Annotated in this window: 7 protein-coding genes and 1 riboswitch; of the genes, 1 reads left to right on the forward strand and 6 read right to left on the reverse strand. The window is 45.0% G+C overall.

Translation table 11 applies throughout. From position 1 onward, the window contains the following. Positions 1 to 90: 90 nt before the first annotated feature. The 6 genes from hpf to MSA64_RS01250 form a co-directional block, all read right to left on the reverse strand. Positions 91 to 618, reverse strand: a complete 528-nt coding sequence (gene hpf, locus MSA64_RS01225) for a ribosome hibernation-promoting factor, HPF/YfiA family (protein ID WP_022172625.1) — start codon at positions 616 to 618, stop codon at positions 91 to 93. 228 nt (positions 619 to 846) lie between these two features. Then, the gene (hisA, locus tag MSA64_RS01230; RefSeq protein WP_118634495.1) at positions 847 to 1,644 is read right to left on the reverse strand and encodes a phosphoribosylformimino-5-aminoimidazole carboxamide ribotide isomerase; all 798 of its coding nucleotides are present in this window, start codon (positions 1,642 to 1,644) and stop codon (positions 847 to 849) included. A gap of 414 nt (positions 1,645 to 2,058) precedes the next feature. Continuing rightward, positions 2,059 to 2,454, reverse strand: coding sequence for a hypothetical protein (locus MSA64_RS01235; protein ID WP_287890194.1), 396 nt, complete (start codon positions 2,452 to 2,454; stop codon positions 2,059 to 2,061). 258 nt (positions 2,455 to 2,712) lie between these two features. Beyond that, positions 2,713 to 3,468 (reverse strand): 4-hydroxy-tetrahydrodipicolinate reductase, encoded by a 756-nt coding sequence (dapB, locus tag MSA64_RS01240; RefSeq protein WP_022172622.1) that lies wholly within the window; start codon positions 3,466 to 3,468, stop codon positions 2,713 to 2,715. Between the two features lie 31 nt (positions 3,469 to 3,499). Beyond that, on the reverse strand, positions 3,500 to 4,390 hold the full coding sequence (dapA, locus tag MSA64_RS01245; RefSeq protein ID WP_154432739.1) for a 4-hydroxy-tetrahydrodipicolinate synthase: 891 nt from the start codon (positions 4,388 to 4,390) through the stop codon (positions 3,500 to 3,502). Between the two features lie 143 nt (positions 4,391 to 4,533). Further along, positions 4,534 to 4,707, reverse strand: a riboswitch (Lysine riboswitch). Positions 4,708 to 4,769: 62 nt separating this feature from the next. Further along, a complete protein-coding gene (locus MSA64_RS01250; protein ID WP_022172620.1) occupies positions 4,770 to 5,396 on the reverse strand; it encodes a single-stranded DNA-binding protein in 627 nt (208 codons plus the stop codon). 188 nt (positions 5,397 to 5,584) lie between these two features. Between MSA64_RS01250 and MSA64_RS01255 the strand changes: the two genes are divergently transcribed. Further along, positions 5,585 to 6,972 (forward strand): GTP-binding protein (locus MSA64_RS01255; protein ID WP_287890195.1); only part of this gene is annotated, 1,388 nt, incomplete at its 3' end.

The raw sequence follows: 6,972 nt of genomic DNA on the forward strand, positions 1-6,972 counted from the left end.
ATCCAACTCCCACGGGCGTCCGTCTTAACCCAACCCAAAAAGAGAGAGCCACCACCCAGTGACTCTCTCCCGTTTACGCTCTCAACAATTTTAACACTCCGGCTCAATCAACCCGTAAGTGTTCCCCTTTCTCTTATAAACCACATTCACCTCATCTGTCTCCGCATTCCGGAACACATAAAAATTATGTCCCAGCAATTCCATCTGCACGCATGCATCTTCCGGATACATCGGTTTAATACCAAACTTCTTGGTACGAATGATATTAACCTCTTCGTCCTCCAGGAACTCATCCTCCACAAACTCTTTCTGGAAGTTTCCTCCTGCCTGCTGCTGATTAACAATCTTGGTTTTATATTTGCGAAGCTGACGCTCAATAACTTCTTCCACCAGATCAATGGATACGTACATATCACTGCTCACCTGTTCGGAACGAATGATGTTTCCTTTTACCGGAATAGTAACTTCAATCTTCTGTCTGTCTTTTTCCACACTCAAGGTTACATGAATCTCTGTCTCCGGAGTAAAATACCGTTCCAGCTTGCCAAGCTTTTCCTGTACGGCTGATTTCAGTCCCTCTGTAATGTCAATATTTCTTCCAATGATAATAAATTTCATGCTGTCCAACCCCTTCGCACTTTATTTTACAAGTAACTGTTTCTGCTTTCACAGTTACGGAGTCAGAATCGATAAATACCACGGTCAGCGATCCTTTCCGGCTCCCTTGTAAGTGTTTTTATTATACCAATAATGCTTGAATTTTGCAACTATTTCGTGAAAATTCATATTTTTTACACATCTTTTTCTGTCAAATCCGGGGGCAATTTTCCAACTGTTCAGAATCTGTTATTTTTCGAAATAATTTTCACTCTTCTGACAAATATCCAGTACATCCTCCCACTTCATACTGCCACCGAAAAGATCCAGTGCGCTTCCCACTGTTACGTCCACACGATTTTTTCCCGCCATACGCAACGTCTCCAGATCCTGAAAACTGCCTACGCCGCCTGCATAGGTCACCGGGAGCTGATGATTCTTTGCCAGGAGCTTCACCAACTCCACTTCTATCCCGGAAGCCTTTCCCTCCACATCCACCGCATGAACCAGAAATTCATCACAGTGGGAAGAAAATTCTTCAATCGTCTGTTCCGATACGGGTACCTGCGTAAATTTCTGCCAGCGGTCTGTCACGATATAATATTGTCCGTCTTTTTTCCGACAGCTCAGATCCAGAACCAGATGTTTCCTTCCTACTGCACGCTCCAGTTTTTCCAGATTCTCCCAGTTGATCACTCCATTCTTAAATACATAAGAAGTAACGATCACATGACTGGCACCGGCATCCAGAAAGCTCTCTGCATTGTCCTCCCGGATCCCGCCACCGATCTGCATCCCACCCGGATAGGCTTTCAATGCTTCTACCGCCTGCTGTCTTGTGGCTTCATAATATGGAGAAGTTGCAGGATTTAACAGAATAATATGCCCTCCCCGAATCCCCCGGGACTGATAGAGCCGTGCAAAAAAGGGAGCATCCTGCTCAGCTACATAGTTTTCCTGAGCCTGATCTCCCTGATCCTGCAGGCTGCCGCCTACAATCTGTTTTACTTTTCCGTTGTGAATATCGATACATGGACGAAATCTCATAATCTTCCCCTCTCTTCTCCTGTTCTCTTTGTATGCTGTCACGTTGTAACGTGGTAAATTTCTATTATCATATCATGTTTCCATATACACGGCAACATGTCATCTCAACATCTCATCTTAAAATGTTATCGTTACTATTCACTCCGTTCTCAGTAACACGCTTCGCGATGCACAGAATTTATGCTGATCGCATAAATTCGCGCGATATGTCTCGGGTTTTCTGTGACCTCCGCTCACAAAAAACACCTCGCGGGATATTACTAATGAATAGTAACATATTATCTACCCTGACATACTATCTCAACATACATTTTCATGAACATAGGTGTAAAAAAGAGGGGAATTCCGTTTTTGCTCTCACCGGACAAACTGTGGTGAAACAACAATTGTCCATGTTTTTTCTATTTCTGCGATCTACCGTGCATTCTGTTGGTTCGCATCGCTGCTTCCGCCACCGGTCAGATCCTCCACGCCTTCTCCGATGCCATCCCCCACATCTTTGATTCCCTCACCGACATCCTCTCCGAGATCTTCGATAATATTTCCGTTCTCATCCACCGTACCTTCCCCGGAAGTGGCGCCGTTCATATTGTTGTTCGTGCCGTTGGTTCCGTCATTGTTCATATCCGTGCTGGTATCCGGTGAGGTTTCGTTGTTGTTTTTATTTTCATTGCCATCCGGCGTATTTTCATCCTGTGTGTTATTCTGGTTGTTGTTCGTATCCTCCGCAGCACTGCCACATCCTGCTGACAGTCCGAGTACAACGGTCATTGCGGTTACGATCAGATATCTCTTCCATACATGTTTCATATTCTGCATCTCCTTTTCTGCTGTGGCTGTAGCTTTCCACAGCATCCCTTTCCTTCATTTTTCAGGCATACAAAACATACACCTGTACAGTTGTAGAATGTGTCGGAAAATGCAAAAATATACGGCCGCTTTTTGAAAAAACGACCGTTTCCCTGTTTTCTGTATTCTGTTTTTAATATTTAAAACAATGTAACTGTTCAGTACCTTCACAGTTAATATTACCTACTGAATAGTTACAAAACAATTTACATTTTAAACTTATCCGATCACATCGCTCATCTGATACCAGCCCGGTTCTTTTCCTTTCAGGAACTTGGCTGCCTGAATCGCACCTTTTGCAAACAGTTTCTTGGAGTAAGCTGTGTGCTGGAAAGTAATCACTTCGTCATCACCGGCAAAGATCACATCATGTTCTCCGACGATGGTTCCGCCACGGACAGCAGAGATTCCAATCTCTTTGTCATCTCTCTGTTCTCTTCTCTGACTTCTGTCGAAAGTATAATGATAAGCGTTGTCCAGTCCCTCGTTCAGGCTGTCTGCCAGAGCCAGGGCGGTTCCGCTTGGAGCGTCCACTTTCAGACGATGGTGTTTCTCCACGATCTCCATGTCAAATCCGGCCGCTGCCAATGTCTGGGCTGCTTCTTTAACCAGTTTCATCAGCAGATTGATACCCAGGGACATGTTTGCTGATTTTAATACTGCCACATGTTTGCTGGTCTCTTCCACTTTTTTAATCTGTTCATCTGTCAGACCTGTAGTACATAATACAACCGGGATCTGTCTTTTTTCACAGTATTCCAGCAGTGTGTCGGTCGCTTTCGCTGTACAGAAATCGATCACTGCATCTGCCTGCACATCGCAGGTCCAAATATCAGTAAATACCGGATATCCGTTATCTCTGCAGTCATTTAAATCAATACCTGCTACAATTTCAATTTCCGGATCTTTTTCCACTAACTGGGTGATCACCTGACCCATATGGCCGTTACAGCCATGCATAATTACTTTTACCATTTGCGTTCTCTCCTGTTTCTTCCTGCTGCCTTTATGCCAGTTTGATACCGAATTTTTTCATTTCTTCTGCCAGAACTTCCTGGTGTGCTGCTTCCATTTCGGTCAGTGGCAGACGAAGCGGCCCTACTTCTTTACCCATCAGATTCAGGGCTGCCTTTACCGGAATCGGGTTAACTTCACTGAACAGTGCGTGAACCAGCGGCAACGCTTTTAACTGCAGTTCACGGCTTTCTTTTATTTTTCCTTCCAGGAACAGAGCAACGATATCGTGCGTCTCTTTCGGTGCTACATTGGACAGTACAGAGATAACACCTTTCCCGCCCAGGGACAGGATCGGTACGATCTGGTCATCATTTCCGGAATACAGATCAATGGCTCCGTCGCAGGCATACATGATATCTGCCACATGGCTGATATCTCCGGATGCTTCTTTGATAGCGGTTACATATTCTGCATTTTTTGCAAGATAAGCAACCGTAGAAGCTGCCAGAGAACAGCCGGTACGGCTCGGTACGTTGTACAGGATCGCCGGTACTTTTGCTTCCTCTGTGATGGTTGTATAATGTTTGATCAGTCCGTTCTGTGTGCCTTTATTATAGTAAGGAGTTACCAGAAGAATACCATCTGCTCCTGCTTCTGCTGCCTCTTTGGACATCTGTGTTGCAGTTGCAGTGGAATTGGAGCCGGTACCTGCAACAACCGGGATTCGGTGGTTTACCTTGTCAATGGCAAATCTGATCGTTCTCATATGTTCTTCTTCGGTGAGTGTCGCAGATTCGCCTGTTGTTCCGCAGATCACAATGGCATCTGTGCCTCCTGCGATCTGTTCCTCCAGTAATTCTTCCAGCTTGTCATAGTTTACTTCCAGATTTTCGTTCATAGGTGTAACAAGCGCAACACCTGCTCCTTCAAAAATAGCCATATCTATCTTTACTCCTTTCTTTTGTCTGGATCAACTATTGATCCATCGGACCAATTATTGATATGTAATGTAAAACATATAAAGGTGCACCACCGTCCGGAGGTCCACCTTTTAAGAATCCGCTATGAAATCATCACATGTTTTCTTTGGATAGCACTCCATCTTTCGATGACAGTCATGCCGTTCTTCACAGACATGCCCAAGAACCAAGCTTCAGGTTTCTTCGCCCCTTCGGCACTTTTTCCTTTCCTTTGCCTTCTTCTGTTCCTGAAACATCCGACAAATTACTGATAAAAAATGCAACCTCTACCTAAATTTATAAAAAACATTTTAAATAAACATTTTATTTTTTCAATCATATCATTATTCATTTTTATTGTCAATCCGCATATTCCAGTTTGCTTACAGAAATCTCGTATGCGATCCGCTTCTGCGTCTCTTCTTCACTGATTTTTTTCACGTATTCCCGGCTCTGGATCCTGCCCCAGATCAGGACGTGACCGCCCACCTGAAAAGCAGATGCATATCTGGCATTTCTGCCCCAGCAAATGCACGGAATGTAGTCCGATTTTCCATACGGCCGGTTGACGGCGATCAGAAGATCTGCGATTTCTCTGCCAAGTGGGGTTTTCCGGTACACCGGCGGTTTGCATATGTATCCGTCCAGGAAAATGGCATTACTCTTCATATTTTCATCGTCATCTTCCACAAATTCCACCTCTCTGGCAAACACCGAGAGCACCAGCCGGTTTTTCTTTTCCTCATGGCGGTTGTAGGAGCGAAACTGCCCCATCACATGGATATACTCCCCTTCATAATCCTCGTTCACATCTACAAGACGCTCCGAGATCATGACCGGGATCCGGTCCTCGGAATCGCTGAGCCGTTTGACCAGCACATCTACCATATAAAAGCCTTCGCCGAATACCTGATGGCTGAATGTAAACCTGGATGCGATTTTTCCCATGATTTCCACCTGATTGTTTTCAATAATCTTATCTGTCATGATTGTAGTTCCCCTTCCTCTTTTTTGTATTTTGTATAATTTATTTCTATTCCGTTCCTTCCTTATTTAGAACCGGATTTTGAAAAAAAAAATTTTTTCCCTTGTAATCTGAAAAAAATGTGATAGACTTGTATCGTTGGAAATGCCCGTTTTACGGGCTCTTTATATGCATAGAAAGGAAATTGTTTATGAAAATCAAAAGAGAAGATATTCGTAACGTGGCGATCATCGCCCATGTAGACCATGGTAAAACCACTCTGGTAGACCAGTTACTGCGTCAGAGCGGTGTATTCCGTGCGAATCAGGAAGTCCAGGAACGTGTCATGGACTCCAACGATATCGAGCGGGAACGTGGTATCACGATTCTTTCCAAAAATACAGCTGTTTATTACAAAGATACCAAAATCAACATCATTGACACCCCAGGCCATGCGGACTTCGGCGGCGAGGTAGAACGTGTCCTGAAGATGGTAGACGGTGTTATCCTGGTGGTAGATGCGTTCGAGGGTGCTATGCCGCAGACCAAATTCGTTCTGAAAAAAGCGCTGGAACTGGATCTGCACGTGATCGTATGTATCAATAAGATCGACCGTCCGGAAGCCCGTCCGGATGAAGTTATTGACGAAGTTCTGGAACTTCTGATGGATCTGGATGCTTCCGACGAACAGTTAGACTGTCCGTTCCTGTATGCTTCCGCAAAAGCAGGCCATGCTGTTCTGGATCTGAACGATACACCGGAAAATATGGAACCTCTGTTTGAGACCATCTTAAAATACATCCCGGCTCCGGAAGGTGATCCGGATGCAGGTACCCAGGTTCTGATCAGTACCATCGACTACAATGAATATGTAGGTCGTATCGGTGTCGGTAAAGTAGACAACGGTAAGATCGCTGTCAACCAGGAAGTGATGCTGATGAACCATCATGATCCTTCCAAGAAGAAAAAAGTAAAGATCAGTAAACTGTATGAATTTGAAGGTCTGAATAAGATAGAAGTACAGGAAGCAGGCATCGGTTCTATCGTTGCTATTTCCGGTATCCCGGAGATTCACATCGGTGATACCCTGTGTGACGTGGAAAATCCGGAACCGATTCCGTTCCAGAAGATCTCCGAGCCGACCATCGCCATGCATTTTATGGTAAATGACAGCCCGCTGGCAGGTCAGGAAGGTAAATTTGTAACTTCCCGTCACTTAAGAGAACGTCTGATGCGTGAGCTGAACACCGATGTCAGCCTGCGCGTGGAAGATACCGATTCTCCGGACTGTTTCAAGGTATCCGGTCGTGGAGAACTGCATCTGTCTGTCCTGATCGAGAATATGCGCCGTGAGGGTTATGAATTTGCAGTAAGTAAAGCGGAAGTTCTTTATAAAGAGGACGAACGCGGAAAACTGTTAGAGCCTATGGAACTGGCTTACGTGGATGTTCCGGAAGAGTTCTCCGGTACAGTCATCCAGAAAATGAGCGAACGTAAAGGTTCCCTGCAGGGTATGAGTACCGGAAGCGACGGTTCCACCCGTCTGGAATTCGAGATTCCGGCCCGTGGTCTGATCGGTTTCCGTGGAGACTTCATGAC

Origin of the sequence: Oliverpabstia sp. (assembly GCF_022785585.1) — a bacterium.
Classification (GTDB): domain Bacteria; phylum Bacillota; class Clostridia; order Lachnospirales; family Lachnospiraceae; genus Oliverpabstia; species Oliverpabstia intestinalis.